The organism is Clostridium bowmanii (assembly GCF_018861315.1).
GTDB classification, from domain to species: Bacteria; Bacillota; Clostridia; order Clostridiales; family Clostridiaceae; genus Clostridium_AD; species Clostridium_AD bowmanii.
Genome location: NZ_JAHLDL010000021.1, coordinates 43,124 through 69,973 on the forward strand (window position 1 = coordinate 43,124; position 26,850 = coordinate 69,973).

Here is a 26,850-nt window from a genome sequence, read left to right on the forward strand (position 1 = left end):
TTAGGGGAAATTTAAAACCCTAATTCTAACTTTCTAATTTTTAAATATATTAATTCTTAAATGACAGAAAAATGCTTCTTAGCTAAGTTTAATAATGGCTGGACCATCTGCTTCCTTACATCGAATTTAATCTTTTTAAAGTATTTTTTATTAAGTATCATAAAAATTGCTCTCTCAACATCTGATGTTTTGGAATTATTAGTAACCCAATCTACACAATAGTTTTCTTGGATAATTTGTGCCATATCCTTTGCTATTTCTTTAGATAACTCAATAATATCTTCACTAATATAGATTTCGCCTTCCTCAGAAACCTTATTCTCTTTTACCTCATTATCTTCTAAGATATATTTTTTTACAACCTCAAAGAAAGCAAACTCCTTCTCTGTTAACCCTAAGCTTTCAGATTGCAGTCTTGTACCTTTTTCAACCTCATTTTCAATAAACTCTTCAAGCTTCTTTTTTCTCTCTATCCAATTGTTCTTAGTTTCATCAAGTATTTTTTGAAGTTTTTCTAAAAGACTTGTGAAAAACACAGGGTTATCATCCATTTTTACACTTATAGCATGTTTTACAGCATGTTCCATGGCAGAAGCCTGGGCTTCATCTGATTTTAACGTGTTAATCTTACCCTTAAAATCATCGCCAAATAAAGTTATTGGCTCTATCCACTGGAAAACACCAAGAGATTTCAAATGCTTCTCTATTATTTCTCTTACCTTTTCTCCACAATCACTTATATCTAATTCGTCCTGGGGGGTGTATTTCGCTTTCGCTCCCGCTCGTATATACACAAGCCACTTTACATCGTTTATAATATCAGTTCCTACATGAGATGGTAGTAGTGCTTCTACAGCACTTGAAAAACGCTTATATCCTATTTCAAATTCTGCTCTTATATCCTGCGGTTCTAAGACATTAATTAATTCATCAAGATTGCTTTTATCTTTTCCCTTGAACATATTCATAACGTCTTCTCTATATGAAAGCATTTCTTTATATAACTCATTTAATGGTTGCATTGGCTGTCCTAAATCTTCCTTATCGAATATAGCCAGTGCTTCCTCTAAATAATCCGATACACCATAATAATCCACAACAAATCCACATTGCTTTACTATGCTATCCGTCTCAATTTTTCCATCTTCAACATTACGCATAATATCTGTAGTGCAAGTTCTATTTACCCTGGCAATGGCCTGTAATAAATTATGCTCTTTTAATGGTCTATCAAGATACATTACTTGCTCTATAGGTGCGTCAAAACCAGTTAGAAGCATATCTTTTACTATAAGGAAACATAGCTTGTCTTTTTCAACTGGTTGCTTAAATCTATCTATTATTACCTCTTGCTCCGACTTTGTAGTAAAATGTTCCTTTAAAAAAATTTCTTCATTTAAATTACCAGAAAAAATGACTTTACAGTCTAACTCTTCTCCTATAATTTCTTTCATGTATTTCTTTAAAGCATTATAATATTTTACACATGCCACTCTGCTTACGCAGACAACCTGTGCCTTAAAACCATTAGGTAATATATTGTCCCTATAATGCTTCAACATATCTATTGCTATATCCTTAATTCTATCATCAGCTTCAATTATTGTTTTCTTATTGGCATATCTCTGTTTTATAGCCTCTCTTTCTTCATCATTCTTCTCCTTAAAGGCCTCATTAAATAATTCATCTAAACTGTCGCCTTTGATATGAAGTTCTGACCGTCTGCCTTCATATACTATCTTTACAGTAGCCCCATCATCCACAGCTTCCTTAATACCATACTTATCAATATATCCACCAAAGGTTCTTGGCGTAGACTTATCATCCTTATCAATAGGAGTACCAGTAAAGCCTATAAAAGTTGCATTAGGTAAAGCTGTACGCATATTTAATGCAGTATCCTTGTATTGGCTCCTATGTGCTTCATCTGTGAGTACAATCACATTAGACTTTGTCGTCAATACTTGATAAGGAAGACTAAACTTTTTCATAACCTTCTTACCATTTTCAGTTACTTCTCTTTCCTCTATTTCGCTTTCAAATTTCTGAATAGTAGTCATAATAACCTTAGATTGTGCCTGTGTTAGTAAATCCTTCATTACAGAAATTTTATTAGCTCTTACTGGTGTAGTTATTTTTGATAAAGTCCTTATGAAAGTAGCATATATTTGCTTATCCAAATCAATTCTATCAGTTACTACCACTATAGTAGCGTCAGAAAGCTCTTTAGTTCTCTTTATCTTCCTTGCCAACATTACCATTGTCAAAGATTTTCCTGAACCCTGAGTATGCCATACAACTCCACCCCTTGATAAGCAATCTTTGCCTTGGTTCAATCTACTAATAGCTTTATTAACCGCTCTGAACTGTTGGTATCTACATATCTTTTTTACTGTAGCTCCATTATCGGTTTCAAACAATACAAAGTTCCTCATAATATCGAGGAGATTATTCTTCTCTAATAATCCTTGAATAAATAGATTCTGACCATTATCCTCTACTCCTGGAACCTTATCCTTTGCAACTGGATAGCTGTCTTTCCATTCTAAATAATGATTATACTTAGAGCTAATTGTCCCCAGATAGGCATGATACTTATTCATTATTCCCGTAAAGAAATTCGTATAAAAAAGTCTTGGATTTCCCTCTAAAATGTTACCATCTCTTTCATTCATATATCTTCTAAGTTGCTTAAAGGCTTCACTTTTACCTATTTTTTCATTCTTTGTTTTTTCTAAGAACGGTGATTTACATTCTAATACCACAACTGGTATTCCATTAACAAATATGACTATATCAGGGTAAATTGATTTTCCTAAAATAGTTTTAACTTCAAACTGGCGTGTAACTAAAAAATCATTATTATCTACATTATCCCAATCAATGAAATGTACTGTTTGAGGTTTCTTTTGACCATTACCATATATATCTTTATCTACTGTATAGTTTAAATCCACAATAGCGTCATAGAGCTTCTCATTTATCTCTAAGAGGCTTGCACCTAAGTTTTCTGGTCTGCTTAAATATCTAATGGTTTTGTTTATATTTTCTTCATCCATCCATGGATTTAATCTTTTCAAAGCTTTTCCAAACCTTTTTACAAGGATTACTTCTGTTAAAGAATCTCTTTCTCCTCTTTCTGGAATGAGTTCTTTACCATGAATAAAAACATATTTTAAATTATCTATTAAATACTTTATTGAAGGTAATTCTACTAAGGTCTCTTCATTCCCTAAATAAGACATACTACTATCCCCCTATTTATTCACCCTTAATCACAGTAAAATTATCATATAATTCTACCATTACAAATATGCGTTCTCTAACTCTTTTTTCATCCTCATTATCCATCCAATATCCCATTCCATTACCTATCCGCTCGTAATTTTGCAAACATCTAACATCTTTATCCGTATTACGTTGAGTTTCTTCTACCTTTTCTACATTTTCTTTTAATCTATTAATCTCATTGCTGTCATTTAATAGCCAAATTAAGTATGCTTTGAACATACAAGTTTTTCTATCTTCAAGCCATTCAATAATACCTTCATTTTGCTTTTCTAAGTTATCTATAATCTGTCCTATAGATGGTTGACTAAACTTAATCTTATTATACAATTTTCTATCAATTCTCTTTATTGCACATAATATCAGCAACGCATAAGGATATACATATTCATTTATATTTGCTTTCAGTATCATGTAAACCTCAACAACAAATTTCTCTATGTCTCTTAATGATAGCTTAAAACCAAGAACTACCTGTATCACTACTTTAGAAAAATCATTATATCCATACTCAACCACTGCTGTATTTGTAAAGTTTCTGTTTTTAAATATTTTATCAAACTCATACTTACTCAATAAATATTTCACATACTCTTCCTTATTACTCTCTTTAAGTCTATACTCTAAGTCTATAAATCTGGTTAAGTACCCATTAGTATCTGTTTGTTCTCCATATATAACCCTAACAGCATTAGATAATGCTTCTTTATCTATTCCTAAAACAAAAATTATGTTATTGCCATTGAAAAAGTGCTTTATTCTTTCTAATAAACTTATAGCATAATCTGGTCTACACCTATCTAATTCATCAACGAATATAACAAAAGGTTTATTACTTTCTTCAAATTGTTTATTAGCTACTTTCTCCAATTCTATTTTAAACTTTTCAACAGAATTCTTGTCTTTTTTATAATTTTCTATTTTAGCTGATACCATTTGTGCTAATTCATCATTTGAAACTATGACTTCACTATCAAAACCAGTCTTTTCTCTAATCATTTTAGAAGCCATTTTAGGTGTTTGCTTAACTAATGCTAACCCAACATCTTTAGCTTTCTCAATAAACCCTCTTATCTTGTTATCATCATTTATACTTTCTCTTATTTCATCTACAAAAGCGATGAATGGCTCTTCAACATAATCATTTTCCCAAGCATTAAAGAATATTGTCTTATATCCTTCATTTATTAAATATTGATTCCACATTTTTAAAAATGAAGTTTTCCCTGTACCCCATTGAGAATTTACTGCTAAAACCATTTGATTATCTACAATATCAAATATCGCTGTAAGATTCTTGACCTCCACTTCTCTATGTAACTTATCATTTTTAAATGGATTATCTATGTCAATTTCTAAATTATTATTAAATATCCCCATAAATTCACCTTACCCTTACCTTACTCTAATCTTCCCTGTCATAAGCTTATGCATAAGTCCCTTTTTAAGCTCCTGAAATTTTTCCTTTTTAGACTCATATTTTTCTATTTTTTCATCTATAGAGGATAGGATTGAAGCAATCTTACCTTGCTCACATAATGAAGGAATTATAACGGGTAAGTTTCTTAGCTCATTCAATGCAATTCTCAATCTTGTTGAGCCTGTGCTATTCGCAATTGCATTACTTCTAAAATACTTAGAATTAATTGAATACTTTATATAATCCACATTATTTTCACTTTTATCTACAGATATTCTGATACCATCGGAACACATTAAATATCTTTCTTCATTGCAAGGTATCTTACAAGCTCTTGCCACTGGTTCTGCCATTTTTGCAATTAAAATATCTCCTGGATATATATTGCAACTCCTTAGTTCATCAGCCTTTTTTACTGATGTGTAAATAGTAGATTCATTATTAAAATATCCATCCCCTATATTCTGTAATTGTATTACTCTTACTCCTACTTCTGTGTAATCACATGACTTTAAATTTGAACCAAAAGGTCCTCCTGTAAAAGAATACCTATCAGATTTGTCAACTATATCAATCAGCCTCTTTATTTCCCATTCTTCTGGTATCATTCCAAGCTCCGTATCCTTAAACCTATCATGTCCAATTCCTTTTGTAAGAAGCTTCTGCATAAGCCCTTTTCTAAGTTCCTTTGTCTTTTCTATAAGTTTATCAGTATTTTCTATTTTTTCATCTACGGAGGATAGTATTAATGATATATTTTGTTGTTCTTCCAGTGGTGGTGTTGTAATTATATATTCTTTTAAAAACCCTGTTGGCACCCTTCTTTGACCCGCTGAACCAGTCATATTAGCCTTCGCTTGTTGAATAAAATTATTTGATGATATTGTATAATAAATATATAATGGTATACTTTCGGTCTTCTTTGCTCTTAATACATGGAATTCTGTGCTTCCAAAACCCACTTCATTAATTAATTGAGTTGCTATTGCTTTTTTACCATTTTCAAAGCAAGGAGTAATTTTAGCAAGTAAAACATCATTATTTTTAAATGCTGTATATCCCTTTTTCACCTCGCCATATGTCCGTACATTGTCCTTAATAATACCTCCCTGATTTGATACATCCTCCATAGCTATAAAGGATACATCTTTATCATCTTCAATAATTTCTTTTTTAGGGTTTATCTCAGATATATCACATAGTCTCTTTATCTCCCACTTATTAGGTATTTCACCTACCTCTGTCATCTTATATCCTTCTCTAACTTCTTTCACTGTTATGCCACCTCTACCTCTATATTATCTTCATAACTAACCAAACAAGAAAAGTATTAATCAAGTAATAAAGTATTTTCCCGCCTATACTTCCAAACCATATGTCATTTGTTCTACCATAACTAAAAATTCTTCCAACAATTCTGTATGTTATTATTGATACTGGAACTCCAATTACAGCAGATTTAAATTCATTAGTGGCCCATAATATCTTAAATGCCATTAACATTCCATTTAATAATGGTTCATAGAACATCTTACTTATATCTGTACTATTCATATATCCATCTAACCCCTACATCCTTAATCTTATTCTATCTCCTCAAACCCCAATTCCTTCAAATACCCATTTAACCTCAATCCTATCTCTTTTTCATTAATTCCTAACTTATTAATTTCCTCAATAACCAACCCTATATCTACTTCTTCCTCTTCTTCACTTGTATCAACATATCTGCTGATATTGAGGTTATAATCATTTTCCTTTATACCTTCTATATCAACTACATTTGCATATTTTTCTACATCTATATATTCATCAAAAGCTTTTACAATTTTATCAATGTCTTCATCTCTTACTCTATTCTTATTTCCGTCTTTAACAAAATGATTGCTTCCATCTATAAATAAAACCTTATTTCTTCTATCTTCTGGCTTATTTTTATTTATCACAAGTATGGCCGCAGGAATACCTGTACCGTAAAATATATTTTGGGGAAGTCCTATTACAGATTCAACTAAATCATCTTTAATGAAGCCTTCTCTTATCTTTCTTTCTGACCCGCCTCTAAATAAAACCCCATGAGGAACTACCGAAGCCATTTTGCCTCTTACATTTAAACTTGCTACCATGTGACAAACAAAGGCTAAGTCTCCATAAGATTTAGGTGGTATTCCATATGGAAACCTGTGAAACTGGTCAGCACTCGCTTCTTCCAGGCCCCAGTTGCTTAAAGAAAACGGGGGATTGGCAAGGACTTTGTCGTAAGTCTTCAAAACTCCACCTTCTGTATGTTTTGGTTCACGAATTGTATCTCCCTTTTGTATGTCTGCACCTTTAGCTCCATGAAATAACATATTCATCTTACATATAGCCCATGTTGAAAGATTAATTTCTTGTCCAAATAAAGATATGTTCCTATAGTTTCCACCTTGGTTCTTTATATATTGTAATGACTGTATTAACATACCGCCCGAACCCGCAGTTGGGTCATAAATTCTATCGCCCTCTTGTGGCTTCAACACATTCACCATTATTCTTACAATCTCTGTTGGTGTGTAAAATTCCCCACCTTTTTTTCCGCCTTCATCTGCAAATTGTTTTATCAAATACTGATATGCGTCACCTAATATGTCCTGCGATTCCAGATTTGAGTTTGCAAGGTTAATAGTATCCAGAACCAAAAGGAGCTGTGAGAGCTTCTTATCAGGTACACGCTCTTTATCATTATAATTAGCTGTAGTAAGAACACCAATAAGTTCTGCATTTTTAGGTTCATCCTCTAATGCTTTAAAAGCTTTGTCTAACTCGGGTCCTATATTTAAATTCAAGTTTTTAAGCTTATCCCATCTTGCACTTTCAGGCACATAAAAGGTTTCATATACAGAGCTGTCATTTAACAGCATATTAACTTCTTCTGCAACCATTCCCTGCTCAATAAATTCCTTTTCTCTAAATCCTCTTTCTTCATAAAATTCATCATTTAATCTTTTTAAGAATAATAATCCAAATATATAGTCCTTATATTCAGCGGCCGATAATTCTCCCCTCAAAATATCCGCACATGACCATAATACACCCTCTAAATTTTGTAATGTCAGCTTCTCCATCATTCTCTCTCCTTGTCAATCTATATTCAGTATTTTTATATATTCCTTTTAATAATCTATCTATTTTAGTTTACCACAATTTTGTATTTTTTTGTCTATAGTAATTAGGTTAAAGTCATATAAATGCCTAATATTAATAAAAAATGTAGTCGAGGTATTATTTCTGCACTTTCTTCATGTTTTGGACGGAGTTTGTTTTTTGTGCAACTTGTTATATAAATAGATAACAACCGTAGTATTTTAGTAAATAGTAAATAGTAAATAACTAAAATACACCCTTAGAATATAATTAGAGTAAATATTCAACAAATATTTTTTATAAAATTTGGAAACCAACTTTAATATTTGGTTTCCGAAAACATTAATTAACGCCTATCATTTACTATTTTTCTTTTTATGTATAAATATTATAAATTATGATATAATTTATAATATCATAATTAATTTAATAGGAGGAATCCACATGTATTCATCCAAAATATTTATTCGATTGAAAAGTAAATATAAAAAATGCAACTTTTTGAAGTTGGTGTAGTGTTAGTCAAATATCTATTGACTATAATCTACACCAACTTTTTTTATTTACTATTTTCTTAAAAAAGGAGATGTAGTTTTACATGGAAACGCTTTACTGCCAATGCTTTTGCGATTTTTTTCGAAACATATACTATACCAGTTATTTAATCTATACAGTCAACGAAATTTTTATATTAGAGAAAATCAAAAGATTTGAGGCTACCAACGAGTATGAAGCATTAATTAAATTAATAAATAGAATTATATTGAAGCTTGAAACAGAATATACGAGCTGTTTAGCAGATAAAAACGTAGTCTTTATTATTAATAATGAAGAGCTGATTAACGATTTAACATCCGAGACTAAAAGAGCAAATTTAGATTGTTCTATGAATGGTTTATATAAGCAGATTGCTGATAGTGTAAAAAATATGGGCATTACCTTTCGTGAAGATTTTGATGAACAATTATTGCGGGGTACGGTTGTAGAGGATTATAGTAAGTTTTATAAATTTATAATTATGTTGTATTTAACTATTAGAAAATCCCAAGGGATGAATGAAGAATATTATAAAAGTCTTTCTAAATACAATATGGCCATTCAAGATATTTTACATTTCATCGAATTTGCTGAACTTGATAGAGCTAAGAAAATTGAGTATATGGATACCATAAAAAAAATTAGAAAAAAGCGGAGAGAACTAAAAAATGAGATAGAGGTCTTAGGATACTTTTCTCCCCCACTTGGATATTTACTCAATACTTTAGATATGTTCTTTAATTTGCAAGAAAGTCAAAACTATTGTGAATCATTAAAGCATAAACAGATGTTTTCCACTAAGGAGGCGAGGAAAAAGCTACTAAGTTCTTTATAAAGAGTTAGTAAAAGCTTGAATTATGGAAGTTTTAAAAGTCTTAAATAAGTTAGAAATATTGTTTCAAGAGTTAGAAATTCAATATAATGGTTATCTAAAAAAAGGTACTACCATAGATGACCTAATAAAGAAGCTTCTTATGGTAATCGAAAATGATAACTTTAATTCTGCCGAAGCTTATAACTACTGCAAAATCTTAAAGGAATTATTAATAAAAAAACGAGAAATTGATGATTTAAAATCTAAATACCAAAAAATATTGAGCATTTATACAAGCAAACAAATTAGGATTAATATAATTAGGAAAGAAAAGGATATTAAAAACAAAAAATATACATCAAGATTTTTTCATAAAGAAGAAGATATAAGTAAATATCTAAATGGAAATTAATTCATAAAATATTATTGGATAAACAAGGTAAAAAGAATATTTCCTGTTTCCATCTATATAAAACCACCTAAATGTATTTGGCACACTCTTGAATTATAACCTATATTAACATTACAAAACTAATACAAAATCAATACAAATAATACAAAAAGAATACAGACACAAGGAGGCTTATATGAAAAATCCTGATTATATTAAATATCCTCCAACAACAAAAATACTAATTGAGGAGATTAAGAGAGCTTGTGATGATTATATTGCCCGTAGAATTAATGAGAATGAATTGAAAAATATTATATGGACATGGGCTGATAATGTTGGTGAGAAAATGTTCAATGGTTCTTATGACTTTAACCCTACTATTATTCAAAGAGTAGGCACTAAAAGACTTACTATTGTAAAACATATGCTTAATGGACACCAGTACAAGTTGTTTTAAATTATAATGACACATTAGTTGATTTTGAGACGATAAATACCAAGAGAATACAGGTGTTCAAAAGGATATGTTAAGCAATATGATATATGATTGGAGGAAAATGTGGATACATTTGAATAATGAAAAAGAGAAGCATTAAAAGATGTTGTTGTCGGCATTTTGAATTTTATTACCGTAGATGATGAAAGGAAACTTGAAAAACTAACTTTAAACCAAATAAAAGGAGCATTACAAAACACAACAAAATGTAACGATTGTCAAACGGTTGATGAAATACTAAATAAAGCGATTTATGACTACAAAGATTTTAATGAAGTGTATGAGAAAGCTAATAAAGATACAAAGGTAAAAATTGCAAAGAGAGCAATCAAGCTAAAGATATTAAATCTACAACTTATTTCGGATTTAACTGAATTAAGCATTGAAGATATAGAAAAAATAGAGGGTGAAATCAATAAAAAATAAATGCTATTTTTAAGAATTTAAAGTATATACTTCCCGTAATTACAATAATATTAATACTATTATCTTGTCTGCTATGTTGAATTGCCATTATAGATAAGAATGGTCGTCATAATGAATGGTGGTTTTCTTAAATTTCATGTTATAAGTGTACAAATAACTATAATTTAAGACACAATTGTTTTATTTTACGATTTATGAATATTATAAATAAATCAGGTGTTCCTTATAAAAATACTATTGTTAAAAGTATAGTTAAATAAAGCATATAAAAACTGACTTTCTTTAATTGATAGTCGGTTTTTATATGCTTATATCCTCAACATTATCTATTAGAGTTTATTTTTAATAATTTAATAATAATTCATTTTAATTTATTTTATTTATCATCTAATAATCGTGTTAAATTTAATTAGTCAATTTTGAAGGCAATCATTATTGATTAACATAGTTATATCAATGGGTCAATAAATCAAAATAAAGTAAGAAACCACAACAGGAGAAGCCCAAAAATAGCTTCTCCTTTTTAAATTAATAATATTTAATGGAAAGAAACTCATATATAGTAAAAATACAATATACTATTTTAATTTATTCAACGGTCCAATTGTTCACCTTTATAGGCAAACAACCAGGATATTATATTAATATAAATCTAATAAAATAAGATTCGTAATTAATATAAAAATCAATCCTGTTGCTACTATTTTTAGAAACAAATGTTTAAATTTGCTCATAGCAATGGACTCCTTCCATCAATATTCAATTTTTATATACTAATTTTTTATTTGTTGATACATTATGCTTTTAAATGGCATAACATTGATAGTCATTATACCTTTAAACCTATAAAATAGCAATGAAAATAAATAATAACTAAATCTCTTTTTCAATATAATTATTTTAAAATCACGTATCTTTCACTTATTTTACCGCTAATAAAAATGACTTTATCTATATAGTTCTTTCTTTCTTCACTTTTAGATATTCTGCAATCTTCATAAAATAAATTATTTAGAGATTTATCTGGTTTGAAATATATTTTTTCTTTAACATAAGTTGCTATAAATTTATCATTATTATCCTTTCTTCTTGTAAATGATTTTACATTTTTTGAATAATCAATTGAATACAATAATTCAAATGCAATTTGTCGAATACAGGCGTAAACAGGACTATTATAAAGTGGTTTTTTTTCATTATTTACTAACAAATATCCTGATAATGAGTTATTCTTGGTTAGATTTGTATATGCTTCATTTAAATTCTTATCAATATGGGCCCCTCCATCTTTATTAGCCACATACAATGCAATATCTTTTCTACTGAATACATTTATTTTATCATCTAAAATTATTTCATTCCACCAGTCTTCAAATACTAAACATAATCCTTGTATTTTATTGTCACTTAAACAATGAGGAATGTATATCCCAATAGTTGATGTTGCTAATAATCCTTCATAACTCAGCATGTTCGCAGGTATATATGGCAAGGCAGTAGAAAGAAAAAGCATGTGTGTTTTCATATCAAGGTGTTTAAACAAAGATGTTGAGTTATCTGTGTCATGTAATAAAATTCTAATAGTTGTAGCAATTCTCTGACCTTCATCTTCAAATCCTGAATCATATGAACTAATTGAATTTTTTAAAAAAAATATTTGAGAGCCTAAATGTTTACGCATATCATTTATATTCTTAACATAATTCATAGCTTATCTCCTTTAAATTTGCAAGAACCTAATTTTATAATATATTCATATATTGGAATGTTTTCCCATTAAATAGTGCTAATCCATCATAATTAATAAAGGTGTAGTTTTCATTTATAGTAATCTTTTAAAGATGGTTGTTTAAGGGACTACTATATTGTTTATTTAGATAATCGTGCTGACCAAAACTTTCCATCTTGGTCTGATAAATTCACAAAATGAGCATAATCAATTGGCTCTTCACTCTTAAAATATAAATACCCACCATTTTTAAAGGGTACTATTCTAACATAAGGCTTATCGTCCTCAACCTGTATAATTGAACTGTCAATATGATAAACTGTGCTATTATCACCTGCCACAATTTTAATATTATGAAGTCCCGTAAAATTACTTCGACTAAAAAAGCTTCCTACTTCATCATTACCCCCAATAGCTTTTCATAGAGGTATAAATAATGATTATTATTACTACAGATAAAATGTGACATTCCTTTATCAAGTATAACCTCTGGATAAACTCTTATTATACTTGATAACTTGTCAATATCTATTATTAGCTGTTCCTGTAATAAAATAGTAGAAGTTGAAACAATTACAGGACTACTTGTTAAACTATTGTAATACATCAATGGAGCTAAATAAGCATAGGATTTTCCTATGCCGACACCTGCTTCTATTATAATATGGTGGTTGTCTCTTATAGCTTCTGATATATCATATGCCATATTTTCTTGCCCTTCTCTTAATTCAAATCCTAACTCTGGTAGCTTTTCATCAAACAGGTCCCAGACTTTCTGTGTTATTTCTTCATCAAAATCATATTCTTCAATAGCCTTATATTGACCTAAAAGGTAATCCGTAAAATTCATATAATTTATAAACACCTTCCTAATAAAATTTATAGTCGACATATATAACAATATTATACCATTTATCTATATAATCTTAATTAAATTTGAAAAAAGTCTTTAATTTAAAAAATATAGGTTTTTTTAACAATAAAGTGTTGATATAATATTAGTAGAACCATTTTTATAAAATAATTAATTTTAAGGAGGAATTATATATGAAAGATGTATTTTCTTATAACAAAGATATTCATAAAAATGCCTATTTGAATTGGAGAACTGAAAAACATTCATATATTGATAATATGATAACTATTGCGGAAGGATTTATGAAGTCTTCCATACTTTTAACTGAACAGTCATTGAATGATAATAGAGATAAGAAAGCAGATATTATTATTTTCCCAATATTGTTTAACGCTAATCATGGAATAGAGCTATACTTGAAAGCAATTACATGGTCATTAAATGTTTTATTAAAAAACGATGTTAAGATAGAGGGAAACCATAATATAAAGCAGATATTCACCATTGTATGTTCATTAGTAAATAAATTTGAAAAAGAAAAAGAAAACAGAGATGAATTTAAAAAAATAACCCTGAATTTAAAGGAATATCTTGATGAATTATATAAAAAAATTGAACCCGAATCATGTGGAAAACATAAAGACAATATGGACTTTTCAAGATACCCTTTTAGCCAGAAGTATATTAATCATTTTTATATAGACGAATTAGATAATGTAGTAATTGATTTGGAAAACTTCTTAGAGATATTTAAAGAGATTAGTAATAATTTGAACATGATAGCAACGCACTATTTATATGATTATCCCGAAGCTGATGAGGATTAATAATCCTCATTTACAGCTCCGAATAGATGGACATAAATAGATGGCACATTGAAAAATATGTTAATAACATGACAATAATAAACGTATTTGTAATGAGTTCCATACGTAATATTTATCTGTAATTTCCAATAACAACTTGAACACTTCTATTTCCCATATATTCATTTATAGAAACAGTGAAAGTTATGTCAATTCTAATATTATTAGAAACTCCATTAAACATTTTCATTGTTTCCTCATCTCCAAATTTATTTATTAAATAGCATTTAAATTTATCTATATCTCCAAAATAAATGCCTTCAATAGTTTTCCCATAAGTTGATAAGAATTTAAATTTTAAAACATTTTTTTTAGCTCCCAAAATAGTAGCCTTAGCAATTTTAATATTCTTTTCCGCAAATATGGGCTTATGATTGCCCTTACCATAAGGTTCTAATGTTTCTATTTCTTCTACTAAACTAATGGAAATATTATTAAACGGTAATTGCATATCTATATACACTTTAGGTATTAAATCTTCATCTGTTAAGGTAGTTTGTGTATTTAAACATACCCTGAACTTCTCTAAATTTTCTGGTTCCATAGATAAACCTGCGGCCATAGGATGTCCTCCAAATCGAAGGAGTAAGTCTTTACACATAAACAGTCCCTCAAACATATTGTACTGTTCTATGGACCTACCTGACCCCTTAATTCCATGTTCAGCGTCCGTAAGAACAAATGTTGGTGAATGATATTTTTCTCTTATCTTACCTGCAATTATTCCTGCTATACTTTCATGGAGGTCGGCATTGTAGACAACTAATATTTTATCTTTTCTTATCCCCTGCTTTTCTATTATTTCAATAGCGTCTTCAACACCTTTAAGTGTCATTTCCTTTCTTTCCTTATTTAACTCAAAAAGCTCTTTCGCTAAGCACTTAGCTTCTTCATAATCTTCCGATAGTAATAATTTTAATCCTTTCTTAGCAGAATCCAATCTTCCAGAAGCATTTAGGCAAGGACCTATAACAAAGCCTAAATGGTACACGCCTATTTTTTTTCCCTCTATTCCAGTTTCACTTATAAGTGCTTTAAGTCCCATATTCTGTGTATTGTTAAGAAGCTTTAACCCCTCTTGTACAATTATCCTATTTTCACCAATTAAATCTACTACATCACAAACAGTTGCGATAGCAACGTATTCTATTAAAGCATTAACTTTGTCCTTACCTTGTCCCATTTCTTCATATAATGCTTGAAGGAACTTAAAAGCAACCCCTGCTCCACATAATAGTTTAAATGGATACTCACAATCAATCTGTTTGCAATTAATTATCGAATCAGCATTAGGAATAATTAAAGTCCTACTACCATCACTATCTTCTTTAAATGGTACATCATGGTGGTCAGTAATAATACACGTCATACCTAAACTTTTAGCATAAGCAATTTGTTCAATTGCAGATATACCATTATCACAAGTAATTATTGTATCAATACCATCATTTTTAGCAATCTCTATAATATTTTTGTTAATTCCATATCCATCTGAAATCCTATGTGGTATTTCATAATCAACATTAGCACCACACTCCGTAAGACCTTTATATAATAAATATGTGCTAATTATTCCATCAACATCGAAATCTCCTACTATTCTAATTTTTTTGTTTTCGTTTATTTTAAGCTTTATTATTTTTATTCCAATTTCTAAATCTTTCATCAAAATTGGATTAGTTAGTCCATTTATATTTGAATTTACGAAGCTAACAACACTTTCATCGTCTGTTACCCCCCTATTTATTAGTATCCTACATAATATCTCACTTATATTTAATCTTTGAGACATTTGTTTAAAATCAACTTTATTATTCTTCAAAAGCCACTTTTCCAACTGTACATCCCCTTAATCATTTTTTATCATTATAGTTTATGCAATCATATTTTATTACATTATTATCTAATAGGTTTGGTCCGCCCTTATTTATTTTTTGTTCTAATTTTTTTATCATTTTTATATTTTGTATATTGATTTCATCAAGTTTCTCAACTTCGCTAATAAGACTACTGTTCTCATTTTCTAAGGTCCCAATTATATTCAAACATATTTGGTCATTCAAGTCTTTTTTTTGTAGTTTTAGTATTGTTTTATTTAATAAATTAATTTTTTCATTGAGTCCTTCTACAAATTTAAATACATCATTCTTTTCAGTTTCCTCTTGACTTTTTAATATATAAGGTTCAAGTATGTACCTATTATTTTTATTATAAACAGTTTGTCTTGCTATTCCAATTTTTTTTACAATATTTGATACATTAACCTTATTTGATTTATATATTTCTATTGCTGTTTTTCTCTCTTGATTTATATATTGTATTTCTGTTTCAATCTTAAATAAATATTCCCTAATGCTTGGTTTTAAACTTGAATATTGACACATTTCATATTTTATTAGTTTACCTTTTATGATTTCAATAGTATTTAATTTTATATCCACATTTCAACCTCTTCCATTATACCACATAGATTTTTTGTAATATATTCAAGCTTAGGATGTTTTTCTATTATCTTATTACTGCCCTGTTTTTCTATCTCAAATTTTAATTCTTGAAGTTCTTTAAATAAAAAAGATTTTGCTAATTTTTTTAACTTAATTGTTTCAATATTAGCTTCGGAAACAAAATTATTTATTTTATTATATTCTATAACCTTTAATTTATCTTTAAACCTTTTATAAGTAATATCCACAAAAATATAAACTGTACAATGATTAGGACACATATCAAATGCACACATAAATTCATTGAGCTTACATTTTTTACCGAAAGCACTTTTAATGCAAAATCCTTCTCTCTTTTCTCTAATAGGAACTTTAATTACCAGTTCATTAATAATCTCTTTCAAATCAGTTTTTATATTATACTTATTATGCTCAATGAACTCATTAATTTTTTTAATAAGTAAATCAGCCTCTTCTCCTATTAAGTTAAACTCCCCAGTAACTAATCCTTCTAAAACACTTTTTGCTACCTCTCTACCCTCTTCATTTTCAATCCTCTGGTAGTGCATTGTCATCTCGACAGTCAAATGATTCATATGCTGAGAAATCCACCCTATTTCAACCCCTTGGCGGATAAGTTCGTTACATACTGCAACCCGAAATTGGTGTGGATTTGGTATTGATACTGAATCAGAAGTTTTTAAATGATTACAATATTCTTTTTTAACCAATTTGTATTTTTCATTAAATTCCATAGTAAATATACGGAATCCTTCGCATTCCGCATTTATTACTCCAAGCTCCACAGAATTTCTTACTATGAATCTTACTAACCATGTTCTTAATGTTGCTGTTCCAATTGGATTTTCATTATCTCCATTTATAAAAATATAATCCGTATTATTTTTTAATCTTATTTCTGTAGTTAATTTTTCAAGTGTATCATATGCTAATTCGGCTTTATCCGTTAAAAATGTTTTAGTAATCTGGGAATGTTTTTTGTTTTTTATTGTTTTCATGGTTAAAAACTCTAAATATGAAACTTTTTTCGTACTATCAAAGCACTCAACAGACTTCTTTTTTTCCGCTTTAATTAAACTTAATTCATAAATTCTCATACCAACTTGTGATAAAAGCAATATAGAACTTGCCTCCATTTTCTCCATTATATTAGTTTTATTTGAGTATATTTCTTTTAAGCATAATGAAATTATTTTGTCATATATCTTTTGAGGTATATTAGGAGTCTTTCCATCTTCTATCTGTGCTTTTAATAAAGACGTGTCGTTATTTGATAATTCTTTTCTTGCTTTTGAATAATCAATTTTTTCCTGTATCTCAATATACTTCAATAGTTTCTTGAATAATCTCCTATGATGAATTCTTTCATTTTCAGATTTATAGTCTATATATAATAACTCATTATATTTTTGTACACACTTTAAAGTTATAAGAGTACAATCATAAATATATTTTCCAGATAAATATTTGCATATTTTCTCCATATATCCCATGTACTTTTTTATGCTACTTATGGCTTTATGGTTAATTAATGATTCTAAAACGAACTTTTTAATATACTTCTGATATACATAATGTATATTGCTAAAATCATATTTATTTCTATACGGACCCTTTTCAGGGTCAAAATTGCCAAAGTCCCAAATATCATCCGAGAAATATATTTCCACATCAAAAAAAGGCAATCTGCCAATATCTAATGTTGTTATTAATTTATTTTCTTCATCCGCAAGATTTGCTATTTCTATCAATTTAATTGCGTTAATTTTCAGAATATAATTATCCATTTCGTTTTTCTCCCTATTTTTTATTTAATATTTAATCTGTATTTAAATTCTAAAAAACTCCCCACCTTAATATCAATTAATAATGCTCGTATATTGATATTAATAAACCCATTATAAATAATGGATTTATTAATTTATGTGTAGCTAAGGCACTTTTAATTTAAATTGTAGGCCTGTCCAAAAAATATATACTTTTTAAATTGTAATTAGGCAGAAATATAATTGAGTTATAAAGTGCAGTGCTTTTCAATAATTAAATAAGCTTGTTTTTTAATATATATAACTGACCTAAATAACTTACATATAATTTTTTAATAGAAACTAAATGTTCTTTTTCATGGAATATATTTTCATTCTTTATAACTTCATTAATTTTATCTATGCTTTCTTCAAAGTATGGTATTCTATCCAAAGTAACAATAAAATTTCTACAAATTAAACAATCTATTTTTTTATTTCCGTTACAAGTTCCACCACAAAAACCACAGCCTTGTTTTACTGTTATCTCTTTAATATCATGTGAAAAATCTAAATCCACCTCACTTAGTTCAGAAACTATACGCCCTTGCAAAGTAACATTTCCTAATTTTATATTATAAAATGCCTCTAAATAACTTCTAACATCAGGTTTTATATAATGTTTAATTGTTGTAAAAACATCTTTATGACCAGTAGCAATAATAGCTTTATAAACGTTACCTTCTTTTACAGCATTTTCAAAGAGCTTTGTCATATATGTCGTCCTACAATCGTATAACGAATACGGACCACCTTTCAAATCCAATTTACCAGTAATATCTACAAAGTGTCTGTAAAACTTATCCACTTTTATTCCTTCAATTTGCTTATTCCTACTCTTATAAATAAAGATATAATTTTTTACTACTTCTTCTTCTTGCTCTTGCTCTTGCTCTTGCCCTTGCTCTTGCTCTTGCTCTTGCTCTTGTTGTTCTTCTTGTAATAGTTCTCTGGAAACGCGAGTCCCTTCATTAATTGCACGAATTGTATATTCAGATGGGTTTACATCCACATCTCTTCCCTGTGAAGTTTTCGTTTGCATTTCTAATGTCGCACTATCTTCTTTACAATGATAATCAATTTTATATTCACCTTCTTTCATACCATCTTTAATACAATTTATTTTTAAATTTAGAATTTCATTCGGTCTATAATTAGTTGTAAGCAAAAGATGAAGGAAAATAAAAAACATTTTATCAAAATAACTACCATTTAGCATTCTATTTTTAAATGTTTCTAAAATTTTATCCAAATCTTCTTGTAAAATAATTTTACTATTAAGGCTTTCTGTTGACTTTATTCTTAAATAATCGTATATGATAGGATTTATAAAATAATCTACTTCGTCATCAAGGAATTTTATAAATGAGCTTATTGAAGATACGTAACCATTAATTGTATTTACATTGTCATATTTTTGCTTTAGATATTCTCTAAAAATCAATATATTATGTTCGCTTATAAGTAAATTGCTTTTATTATTAGGTGCATATTCATTTAAATTAACAACCTTTCCGCTAATTTGTTTTGTTGTTTCACCTTCTATAAATTCAAAGAATATAAATAAATTATTAATTGAGGCTCTTAAAGTTTTAAGACAATTTCTCGATTTTACAAACCATTTTTTCATCTTGTTCCGTAGAAAGCTGTCTCCCACTCTTGAAAAATCTAATGGAATATATTCATTTCCTTTTAAAGTTGTTGTGTATCTTTCATATCCATTTGGAGCTAATAGCCATTTATCATTTTGCGGTATTTCATCATATTTATTTAAATATACAACTCTATAGCCTTTACCAAACAATATGTTAAAGTTATCTCTATAAAGAAAATTTCTATCAATACCGCTTTTCTTGCTAAATACTTTATGTTGTGGGTTACTATTTTCAAAATAATCCATTAAAAATATATAAAAACTTTTGAGATTTCTAAGTGCAAATGTTTTTTTCACTTTTAATTGATAGTATTGGAACTGTATTAAAAACGTATCATTACCGAATTCTTCTATAACATTTGGAAGCTTCCCCAACTTTTCAAGACTATTTTCAAAATCACAAATAAACTCTTCAATTCTGTCTCCTTCATAAGTTATATTCTCAGTTTCAAGATATTTTATAAATGTTCTCGCAATATTCAACAAAAATATATCATAAAAATTTAAATTAAGAACGAATTTATTTTTGTTGGTTTTCACCATAATAATACCTAATGGACTACTTCCAAGAGAATAAATCTCTTTATAATTAGAAATTTTATAGTCTTTTTCGTCATCACCAAGTAATATCCAGATGTTTTCTTTTAAAAATATTGTGTGTTCTCCTAAATCAATACCCTCTTTTAGCATATATCCATAAAATATAATTAATACCTTTATCCCTCTATTTAATACAAAAATCTGATTACACAATAAAGCCCAGGATAAATCTTTAATTTCTATGTCCTGAAAAGAATTAATCAATATATTAATGTATTGTTTAAAGCTTTCATTATATTTTAAGGTAATATAGTCATTTAAAACTTTATTTAACATCTTATCTTTAACCTTAATATTCAAAAGTTCTTCATAATGTTCATTCTTCATGTCTTACCCTCTTCCACTTATATTTCTAACTTTGGATTATCAGTAATCATTTTTTTTGCCCCCAGTGTATTTGCATTATAACAATCCTCTTCTGTGGCTCTAAAGTATTTCATTACACTTGACGGGCCAGAATGTCTTAAATCATCAACTAATTGTAATTGCGTTGCTCCTTCTTTTATTCTCTTCATCGCAAACCCATGACGTAGTCTATGGGATAAATTGTGTTTTTTTACATCTTTATCAATAGTTAACCCTGCTTTAGTAAAAATTACTCTCAGCACTTTATTCCAACCACCTGCATGTAATGGTTTCCCATTTTTATTCAAAAACAAATAAAAATTTTCTCCTTCAAGCGTACCCCCATCTGATATTCTATCTGCTATCGCAAAATTTATATAGTTTAATCTATTTGTTTTGCCCATTCTTCCATGGATAATATCAATATACTGTTCAATTTTATCTAAAACGTCATATGTTGGCTTTACTATTTGATACCCAACTTTCCATTTTTTATAAGCCTCACTTTTATATTTCAAATAACTTTCAGGTCTCATACATGTCTTAGCGTGTTGGTCAAATTTATCAGAAACTCGATTTCTTATAATAATTTTAGAATCTTCTATATCCTCTAATGTTAATCCTAATCCTTCACCTAACCTCACCCCATTCTCATACATTAACATAACTAATATTTCCTCTCGTAATGAATACTCCTTTTGAATTACAGAAATAATTCGCAAGTATTCATTAGGTCTTATATACATAGGAACAGTAAGCTTGTTTTGCATAGATTTCTCGCTTATTATATAGCGTTCAGTGGCTTTTTCTCTGGTGTGTCCAAGTAACCCATCACTATCTTTAATAACCTGGGCAACTGCTTTAGCATTTAATATTTTATTATCAATACCCAGAAAGTTTAGATAATTTCTGTAAACCGAAAAATACTGATTTATTGTATCGCTACTTCTAACCGTCATAAATTCAAATTCAAATCTTTCCCCCTTCTTACCATCTCCATATAGAAAATCTTTCAGCTTTGAAAAATCATCTTTTTTAATATCTTCCAATTTTACATTAAAAATTTTCAAAAAAGAATATAATATTCTAAGTGCTGATGTAACCTTATATCTTGTATTTATTGACATATTTCCACATTTTACATTTAAATATTCGTAAGCAGGTCTAATAACATTCATATCCAAATCATAAAGCAATATATTATCTACTCCATTTTCACTCATTGTTACGCTACTGAACTTTATCTCTATATCATAATTATTTTCTTTTTTTAACCCTACATACTTTTTAATGTAAGATATACAACCATCCTCATTTTTTTCTTGTATCAAAAACATACTTTATCCTCCCATCTAATTTGATTGCAAGTTGATAATCAGTGTAAAAGTTTCTAAAATACATTCATTTCATATAGTCAATGCTTATATTATGCGTTATATATTGTCAACGCGTTATTAGAGTGTTTTATCTCCTTATTACTTTCACATTCTCATTGTATCACACTATTTCATTTATAGGGAAACAATAACTTTAAAAAAAGGTATTTTAATTAAATGATAATTAGTGATTTATACTAAAAATAACTGTCTAATTAGATATATACGCATTTTTAACAAAGCAAATTGGATTTTAAATTAAATCCCTTGATAAAATGAATAGCACATAAGATGTGTACTGGGGCGTCTAATACATTCTTTTACTCTGGGTTATAAACCCTTTTCAATTAAAATGGCACTCTTAAAATCCACTGTAAGGCTTCTAATTATGTGTTTTGATGGAGTAAGTATATATATAGGTTCTTTGATAGTAATGGGAGTGTTGTGAAAAGTGATTTAAATACTTATAGGTGACTAAATAATTAAAAACAGTGTCTCTTTGTTTTTAATAAAAAAAATCAAGGGAACTCCAAATTGAAGTTCCCTTGATTTATTATTTAAGAATATTGAGTAAATTATGACCATTAGTTATTGGTTAATTGTTTTTCTTTCACAGGAATCCAAATCTCACTTATATAATCTTTAGATTGTAAATCTCCTTCTGTATAAGCTTCAATATCATAATCTGAAATTAACTCATATTCTGCCTGTGGAAGCCATTCACTGTAAATTCTTTTCCACATATCTTGTATTGCATTTGGCATAGGACCAACACATTTAAAAATAGCCCAAGTATATGTGGGAATTTCCAAAACCTCAAAATCAAATGGTATCTCTTTTGTGTATTTATCAATACAACCAATTCCATATTTAAATTCTTTACATCCTTTATTTTCTTGAATACAAATACCTATTGCTCCACATACTCTTTCATGCAGTCCAATCGAAAAATATTCACTCCAAAATGCAGGTATTCCCGTGGTACTGTTTTTATCAGTAAATTCCCTTGTTTTTACAACTACATTAAATGCTTCTTTCTTAACAATTTTGTAATCCATAGTATTACCCCCTTCCAATTTAATTTTAATCACAAGGCGATTAAATGATTTTAGATTTGCTCCTTCTTTTTTAGCTTGTTTTGGTGTAATCCCATGAAATCTGCTAAATGCTTTTGAAAAACTTTCAGGAGTTTCATAGCCATATTTGAGAGCAATGTCAATAACTTTTACATTTTCTTTATATACGGTAATAATCGGTTGATGGTAGTACACCATTGAAGATACAGTATTATTCAACTTATTTAACATAAATATTGAATTGTCTCATTGAAAATCCACCTGAAAGATGATATTATAAAATTGTGAGTATGTAATATTTTACTAAATAATATCCAATGGGGCTGTAGTACATAATTTAGAGAAGAACAGTAATTGTATAAAAATATTTGGTTTTATTAAGTCAAATGTAGAATTTGTAAATTAAGGAGTTTTAAAATGTATAATAATATAAGAATAGAAACAGAACAATTAATTATTAGAAATTTTATGAATGATGACCTTCAAGATTTATATAATATAGTCAATGCAGAAGAGATAATGGAATATGTACCTTTTACCAAGTCAAGGAAAATAGTAGAATGTGAGAACCTTTTACATAATATTATGATGAAAAGATATAAAGAAAGTACACCAGAGAACTTTGTTGGATTTATTTTGTTAGTAACATGTAAAGAAACTAACAAAGTTGTTGGTTTTGTGGGATTGTGTCCACTAACCTATGATAAAACAGAGAATGAGTTATTCTATGGACTATTTAAAGAATACTGGGGAAAAGGCTATGGAACTGAAATTGCCAAGTCTATGGTTAAATACGGAATGGAATATATGAAACTAAGCAAAATGGTAGCAACAGTAAATGAAGGTAACGATATATCAATAAAGATATTAATAAAGGCTGGTATGAATTATGAAAAGATTATTGATGATGAAGATACTAAAGATAGTTCATATGAAGGTGAGTTATTCTACTCAATAAGTTTGAATGAATATTTAGGCATAAATTCCATAGCGTAAATATACAAGGGGTATATTAAATTAATGTAAAATTTTCTTGTAAATCGAATGAATTAATAAAAAAGAAAGTAGCAGAAGTTATTATTACTCCTGCTATTTTCTTTGCTAAAATTAATGTTATTTCAGGGGCTAATTATTATGTACCTTATGAACATAAAAACATTTTAAATTCTATGCGAGACAACCCAGATAAATAGGCATATTTAAGAATTTTTCTTAGGTATGACTTTATACATGCTACTTCCCGTTATCAACCGTTATCTACCGTATATAAACATTTTCTTTTGTCAACTCTTGACCTGCGAGAGAAAGACGTCTATTTCGGATATACTCGCCAGTTGTAAGATTTGTTAATATACTAAATGTTCTTTGAAAATGAAAAGTGGAAATATAAATATGTTTAGCCATCTTATCACAAGTTATGTTTTGCAATAAATTATCCTCTATATAATCAATTGCTTTACTTAGGGATTTTATCCATTCCATTTCATCATCTCCTTGTGATAATAGCATAGCAACATTTTAATAACTTTTCCTGTCAGTAATTGCTTTGTTATGTCTACAAACTACATAAATAACTTTACTGCATAATTTTCTACAAACGCTTGTCTATCGTGTTTTTAAGATTTACTCAATCTAATTCAATATGACCTTGTTATTTTTACTTTTGTCTGTTTTTAATAATTTGATAACTACTTAAAGAACAGATACCCTCAACTAATATTTATAAAGTATGTTCCTTTAGTAATTCCCCACCCCTACTATAACTTATATATTTAATTTTATATACATAACCATGTAACATACCTATATTTTAGACAATTCTTTTAATCACTGTATCATCATTATACAATTAAAAAATAATACCTCTTACTAAGAGAGTGTTATTAAATATATACATATATACAAGTAACTATACATCGTAATCTCCATAGACTACTATTTTTTTCTTGTTTTCAATGGCTTGTTTAATTATCTCTGTAGCCTTTTCCATATCCTTCATTAAAAAAGGATCATATAGGTCCTCTATACTAGCTCTCATAAATTTTTTTATGTCTATTGCTTTGTGAAATCCTCTATTAATTAAAATCTTAGCTATAACCTCACTTACACCTGAGCCTTTTGCTAAGCCACTAATATCACTCGAGGTACTTTTTATTAACCACTTTTTCTCCATAATTATCTCCCATTTACCTATTATTAGAACTGCATTACTACAAATTATTTTTTCACTTTTGTGGTTAGTACTTGAATAGTAGCATTTACTAAGACACTCTTTACTACTTCCATTATTTCCTCGTCACTTATATTTTCCATTTTTTCAAATTCAGAAAAGATTACTGAGCCATCCCCGTACATAATTTCATATGCACATAAACTCACACTAGTTTGAATAGATTTTTCTAAGGCTAGCATTAGTCTTAATTTGTAACTTTTACATAGTTTCAAAATACACTGATGATCAAAAAAAACATCTAACTTTTTAACTTTTTCAATTTCATTGTTAATGATTTCTATAGTTTTATCCACATTTTCATAGGAAGTCCCAAGCGAGATAGTAAAAAGTTTTATCCCTGTTTCATTTTTAATTTTACTTCCTATATCATATACAAGGCCTCTCTTAGTCCTGATTTCATCATATAGTATACTACTTGTACCCTCTCCGAATACTAAATTAAATAGTTTTAGTGCACTAATCTGCCTAGCATTTAAATCATGAATTGAAAAACAGTATTGAATTTTGGCCCCTTGTACATCCTCTCTATATTGAAAGTGTGTGCCTGGCTTGTTATTTTCGTAGATATACGGAGCTATGCCTTCATTAGGCTGATTTTCATTAGCAAGTTCAGGACTAGAATTACAAAAATACTTTTCTACTATTTCTGAAACATCTTTAAAGCTCAATGAGGATATTACGCAGACTATACAATTATTTGATCTATAATACCTCCTATAAAAATTCACAATCTGCTCTATGGTTATGGAACGAATGCACTCCTCCGTTCCTATAATTAAATTCTTTATTCTTCGCCTTTCAAAGGCATTATAAAATAATGAGTCTTCACAAAATTGTGAGGAATCATCCTTCCATTCTTTCAGTTCTTCGCAAATCACCCCTATTTCTTCTTTAAATCCATGTTTTGGAAAGGTAGGATTCAAAAGAATATCTGAGTAGATTTCAAAGCCCTTTTCAAAATCTTCATCTAAGGTAGTGCCGTAATATACTGCGTATGGATAATTAGTCATAGCATTACAAAACCCAAAGGTTTCATCACATAATTTATTTATCTCGTATTCCGTGCGAGATGATGTTCCCTTAAATAGCATATGTTCCACCACGTGAGCAATTCCAAGTTCACTATTTTCCTCTACGTTTGCCCCTGCATTATATCCTATGGTAAAAGAAGTTAAATTATTCTCTGCACTCTTATATAGTAGCTTTACTCCATTTTTATATATTATTTTTTCCACTAGTTCACCTTCATTTTCTTATTTTACTTATGTTATAAATATTTCTGTATTATTTTTTATTCTTTTGTTGTACACTGTTGTTTGTGACAAATTATTATATTCTTTTCATTAA

The 26,850-nt window shown here is 28.6% G+C and carries 23 protein-coding genes; 6 read left to right on the plus strand and 17 right to left on the minus strand.

Features of this window, described 5'->3' with window-relative positions; all coding sequences use genetic code 11:
* Positions 1–56: 56 nt before the first annotated feature.
* The 5 genes from KPL51_RS14515 to KPL51_RS14535 are packed head-to-tail and all read right to left on the minus strand — an operon-like array spanning position 57 to position 7,812.
* Complete coding sequence (locus KPL51_RS14515; RefSeq protein WP_216163006.1) at positions 57–3,245, minus strand: type I restriction endonuclease subunit R; 3,189 nt, start codon at positions 3,243–3,245, stop codon at positions 57–59.
* A gap of 16 nt (positions 3,246–3,261) precedes the next feature.
* Complete coding sequence (locus KPL51_RS14520) at positions 3,262–4,668, minus strand: KAP family P-loop NTPase fold protein (protein ID WP_216163007.1); 1,407 nt, start codon at positions 4,666–4,668, stop codon at positions 3,262–3,264.
* Between the two features lie 15 nt (positions 4,669–4,683).
* On the minus strand, positions 4,684–5,982 hold the full coding sequence (locus KPL51_RS14525) for a restriction endonuclease subunit S (RefSeq protein ID WP_216163008.1): 1,299 nt from the start codon (positions 5,980–5,982) through the stop codon (positions 4,684–4,686).
* Positions 5,983–6,001: 19 nt separating this feature from the next.
* A complete protein-coding gene (locus tag KPL51_RS14530) occupies positions 6,002–6,262 on the minus strand; it encodes a hypothetical protein (RefSeq protein ID WP_216163009.1) in 261 nt (86 codons plus the stop codon).
* Positions 6,263–6,291: 29 nt separating this feature from the next.
* Entirely contained in the window at positions 6,292–7,812 is a 1,521-nt protein-coding gene (locus tag KPL51_RS14535) for a type I restriction-modification system subunit M (protein ID WP_216163010.1), read from the minus strand.
* A 617-nt stretch (positions 7,813–8,429) separates the two neighbouring features.
* Between KPL51_RS14535 and KPL51_RS14540 the strand changes: the two genes are divergently transcribed.
* From KPL51_RS14540 to KPL51_RS14555, 4 genes are all read left to right on the plus strand, one after another.
* Positions 8,430–9,203, plus strand: coding sequence for a hypothetical protein (locus KPL51_RS14540; RefSeq protein ID WP_216163012.1), 774 nt, complete (start codon positions 8,430–8,432; stop codon positions 9,201–9,203).
* Positions 9,204–9,225: 22 nt separating this feature from the next.
* Positions 9,226–9,594, plus strand: coding sequence for a hypothetical protein (locus KPL51_RS14545; RefSeq protein WP_216163014.1), 369 nt, complete (start codon positions 9,226–9,228; stop codon positions 9,592–9,594).
* A 175-nt stretch (positions 9,595–9,769) separates the two neighbouring features.
* Positions 9,770–10,033: a TIGR04540 family protein gene (locus tag KPL51_RS14550; RefSeq protein WP_216163016.1), complete on the plus strand. Its 264-nt coding sequence runs from the start codon at positions 9,770–9,772 to the stop codon at positions 10,031–10,033.
* Positions 10,034–10,192: 159 nt separating this feature from the next.
* A complete protein-coding gene (locus KPL51_RS14555) occupies positions 10,193–10,498 on the plus strand; it encodes a hypothetical protein (RefSeq protein WP_216163018.1) in 306 nt (101 codons plus the stop codon).
* Positions 10,499–11,393: 895 nt separating this feature from the next.
* Here KPL51_RS14555 and KPL51_RS14560 read toward each other — a convergent pair.
* The 3 genes from KPL51_RS14560 to KPL51_RS14570 form a co-directional block, all read right to left on the minus strand.
* Positions 11,394–12,206, minus strand: coding sequence for a hypothetical protein (locus tag KPL51_RS14560; RefSeq protein WP_216163020.1), 813 nt, complete (start codon positions 12,204–12,206; stop codon positions 11,394–11,396).
* A gap of 161 nt (positions 12,207–12,367) precedes the next feature.
* On the minus strand, positions 12,368–12,568 hold the full coding sequence (locus tag KPL51_RS14565; protein WP_216163022.1) for a hypothetical protein: 201 nt from the start codon (positions 12,566–12,568) through the stop codon (positions 12,368–12,370).
* A 50-nt stretch (positions 12,569–12,618) separates the two neighbouring features.
* A complete protein-coding gene (locus tag KPL51_RS14570; protein ID WP_216163024.1) occupies positions 12,619–13,077 on the minus strand; it encodes a hypothetical protein in 459 nt (152 codons plus the stop codon).
* A gap of 197 nt (positions 13,078–13,274) precedes the next feature.
* Here KPL51_RS14570 and KPL51_RS14575 point away from each other — a divergent pair, with 197 nt between their 5' ends.
* On the plus strand, positions 13,275–13,910 hold the full coding sequence (locus tag KPL51_RS14575) for a hypothetical protein (RefSeq protein ID WP_216163026.1): 636 nt from the start codon (positions 13,275–13,277) through the stop codon (positions 13,908–13,910).
* A gap of 112 nt (positions 13,911–14,022) precedes the next feature.
* On the opposite strand, the gene recJ is transcribed toward KPL51_RS14575, so the two are convergent.
* The 6 genes from recJ to KPL51_RS14605 form a co-directional block, all read right to left on the minus strand.
* Positions 14,023–15,741, minus strand: coding sequence for a single-stranded-DNA-specific exonuclease RecJ (gene recJ, locus KPL51_RS14580; RefSeq protein ID WP_216163074.1), 1,719 nt, complete (start codon positions 15,739–15,741; stop codon positions 14,023–14,025).
* A 61-nt stretch (positions 15,742–15,802) separates the two neighbouring features.
* A complete protein-coding gene (locus KPL51_RS14585; RefSeq protein WP_216163028.1) occupies positions 15,803–16,390 on the minus strand; it encodes a hypothetical protein in 588 nt (195 codons plus the stop codon).
* Entirely contained in the window at positions 16,381–18,201 is a 1,821-nt protein-coding gene (locus tag KPL51_RS14590; RefSeq protein ID WP_216163030.1) for a tyrosine-type recombinase/integrase, read from the minus strand. The genes KPL51_RS14585 and KPL51_RS14590 overlap by 10 nt, the downstream gene beginning before the upstream one ends.
* 253 nt (positions 18,202–18,454) lie before the next feature.
* Positions 18,455–20,800 carry a tyrosine-type recombinase/integrase gene (locus tag KPL51_RS14595; RefSeq protein ID WP_216163032.1) on the minus strand — a complete coding sequence of 782 codons (2,346 nt, stop codon included), beginning with the start codon at positions 20,798–20,800 and terminating at the stop codon, positions 18,455–18,457.
* Between the two features lie 17 nt (positions 20,801–20,817).
* Positions 20,818–22,155: a tyrosine-type recombinase/integrase gene (locus KPL51_RS14600; protein WP_216163034.1), complete on the minus strand. Its 1,338-nt coding sequence runs from the start codon at positions 22,153–22,155 to the stop codon at positions 20,818–20,820.
* A gap of 623 nt (positions 22,156–22,778) precedes the next feature.
* Positions 22,779–23,501 carry an AraC family transcriptional regulator gene (locus tag KPL51_RS14605; protein WP_216163036.1) on the minus strand — a complete coding sequence of 241 codons (723 nt, stop codon included), beginning with the start codon at positions 23,499–23,501 and terminating at the stop codon, positions 22,779–22,781.
* 186 nt (positions 23,502–23,687) lie between these two features.
* Between KPL51_RS14605 and KPL51_RS14610 the strand changes: the two genes are divergently transcribed.
* Positions 23,688–24,266, plus strand: a complete 579-nt coding sequence (locus KPL51_RS14610) for a GNAT family N-acetyltransferase (RefSeq protein ID WP_216163038.1) — start codon at positions 23,688–23,690, stop codon at positions 24,264–24,266.
* 261 nt (positions 24,267–24,527) lie between these two features.
* Here the strand turns inward: KPL51_RS14610 and KPL51_RS14615 are convergent, their stop codons facing one another.
* From KPL51_RS14615 to KPL51_RS14625, 3 genes are all read right to left on the minus strand, one after another.
* Entirely contained in the window at positions 24,528–24,752 is a 225-nt protein-coding gene (locus tag KPL51_RS14615) for a helix-turn-helix domain-containing protein (RefSeq protein WP_216163040.1), read from the minus strand.
* Positions 24,753–25,179: 427 nt separating this feature from the next.
* Positions 25,180–25,443, minus strand: coding sequence for a hypothetical protein (locus KPL51_RS14620; RefSeq protein ID WP_216163042.1), 264 nt, complete (start codon positions 25,441–25,443; stop codon positions 25,180–25,182).
* A 44-nt stretch (positions 25,444–25,487) separates the two neighbouring features.
* Positions 25,488–26,738 (minus strand): M16 family metallopeptidase, encoded by a 1,251-nt coding sequence (locus tag KPL51_RS14625; RefSeq protein WP_216163044.1) that lies wholly within the window; start codon positions 26,736–26,738, stop codon positions 25,488–25,490.
* Between the last annotated feature and the right edge of the window lie 112 nt (positions 26,739–26,850).

What these genes read in the sequence shown, in the direction of transcription:
- KPL51_RS14515 (WP_216163006.1), bottom strand. Translation starts at nt 3,245, where the DNA reads ATGTCTTATTTAGGGAATGAAGAGACCTTAGTAGAATTACCTTCAATA.
- KPL51_RS14605 (WP_216163036.1), bottom strand. Translation starts at nt 23,501, where the DNA reads ATGTTAAATAAGTTGAATAATACTGTATCTTCAATGGTGTACTACCAT.
- KPL51_RS14575 (WP_216163026.1), top strand. Translation starts at nt 13,275, where the DNA reads ATGAAAGATGTATTTTCTTATAACAAAGATATTCATAAAAATGCCTAT.
- KPL51_RS14520 (WP_216163007.1), bottom strand. Translation starts at nt 4,668, where the DNA reads ATGGGGATATTTAATAATAATTTAGAAATTGACATAGATAATCCATTT.
- KPL51_RS14620 (WP_216163042.1), bottom strand. Translation starts at nt 25,443, where the DNA reads ATGGAGAAAAAGTGGTTAATAAAAAGTACCTCGAGTGATATTAGTGGC.
- KPL51_RS14540 (WP_216163012.1), top strand. Translation starts at nt 8,430, where the DNA reads ATGGAAACGCTTTACTGCCAATGCTTTTGCGATTTTTTTCGAAACATA.
- KPL51_RS14615 (WP_216163040.1), bottom strand. Translation starts at nt 24,752, where the DNA reads ATGGAATGGATAAAATCCCTAAGTAAAGCAATTGATTATATAGAGGAT.
- KPL51_RS14560 (WP_216163020.1), bottom strand. Translation starts at nt 12,206, where the DNA reads ATGAATTATGTTAAGAATATAAATGATATGCGTAAACATTTAGGCTCT.
- KPL51_RS14590 (WP_216163030.1), bottom strand. Translation starts at nt 18,201, where the DNA reads ATGGATAATTATATTCTGAAAATTAACGCAATTAAATTGATAGAAATA.
- KPL51_RS14535 (WP_216163010.1), bottom strand. Translation starts at nt 7,812, where the DNA reads ATGGAGAAGCTGACATTACAAAATTTAGAGGGTGTATTATGGTCATGT.
- KPL51_RS14545 (WP_216163014.1), top strand. Translation starts at nt 9,226, where the DNA reads ATGGAAGTTTTAAAAGTCTTAAATAAGTTAGAAATATTGTTTCAAGAG.
- KPL51_RS14570 (WP_216163024.1), bottom strand. Translation starts at nt 13,077, where the DNA reads ATGAATTTTACGGATTACCTTTTAGGTCAATATAAGGCTATTGAAGAA.
- KPL51_RS14550 (WP_216163016.1), top strand. Translation starts at nt 9,770, where the DNA reads ATGAAAAATCCTGATTATATTAAATATCCTCCAACAACAAAAATACTA.
- KPL51_RS14600 (WP_216163034.1), bottom strand. Translation starts at nt 22,155, where the DNA reads ATGTTTTTGATACAAGAAAAAAATGAGGATGGTTGTATATCTTACATT.
- KPL51_RS14595 (WP_216163032.1), bottom strand. Translation starts at nt 20,800, where the DNA reads ATGAAGAATGAACATTATGAAGAACTTTTGAATATTAAGGTTAAAGAT.
- KPL51_RS14530 (WP_216163009.1), bottom strand. Translation starts at nt 6,262, where the DNA reads ATGAATAGTACAGATATAAGTAAGATGTTCTATGAACCATTATTAAAT.
- KPL51_RS14610 (WP_216163038.1), top strand. Translation starts at nt 23,688, where the DNA reads ATGTATAATAATATAAGAATAGAAACAGAACAATTAATTATTAGAAAT.
- recJ (WP_216163074.1), bottom strand. Translation starts at nt 15,741, where the DNA reads ATGTCTCAAAGATTAAATATAAGTGAGATATTATGTAGGATACTAATA.